Consider the following 658-nt stretch of genomic DNA (forward strand, 5'->3'; position numbering starts at 1 on the left):
GAGCACCCGTTCGAACCGTTCGATGGTGTCGCTGTCCCCGGCGACCACGGTGGAACGCGGCCCGTTCACCGCCGACACACTCACCGACGCCGCGTCCTCGCCCAACCGCGCCAGCTGCCCGCGCACCTCGGCCTCCGACGCCACCACGGACAGCATCGCCCCGTCGGCGTTGGAGGTGTGCTCGAACAACAACCTGCTGCGGGTGGCCACGATCCGCGCACCGTCATCCAACGATAAGGCCCCCGCGACACACGCCGCCGCGATCTCGCCCTGCGAGTGGCCGACGACGCCCGCCGGTTCGATCCCGAACGATTCCCACACCGCCGCCAGCGACACCATCACCGCGAACAGCACCGGCTGCACCACATCGACCCGGTCCGGGTCGGGTGCCCCGTCGACCCCGCGCAGCACGTCGGTCAGCGACCAGTCCAGATACGGGTCGAGTGCTCGGGCGCAGTCGGCGATGCGGGATGCGAACACCGGCACGGTGTCCAGCAACTCCACCGCCATCCCCGTCCACTGCGCACCCTGACCCGGGAACACCATCCCCACCCGCCCGGCGCCGGTCACCCGGCCGACGACCACACCCTCACCCGGACGCCCCACACCGACCCGACCGTCCGCGACCGCGACCAACCCGGCCAACAACTCGTCCCGA

The 658-nt window shown here is 71.4% G+C and carries 1 protein-coding gene; it reads right to left on the bottom strand.

Annotated elements, in window-relative coordinates:
- A partial coding sequence (locus tag OQ02_RS39205) for an acyltransferase domain-containing protein (RefSeq protein WP_231500447.1) occupies nucleotides 1–645 on the bottom strand: 645 nt, incomplete at its 3' end.
- Between the last annotated feature and the right edge of the window lie 13 nt (nucleotides 646–658).

Origin of the sequence: Saccharothrix sp. NRRL B-16314 (genome assembly GCF_000716595.1) — a bacterium.
In the GTDB taxonomy this organism is placed as follows: domain Bacteria; phylum Actinomycetota; class Actinomycetes; order Mycobacteriales; family Pseudonocardiaceae; genus Actinosynnema.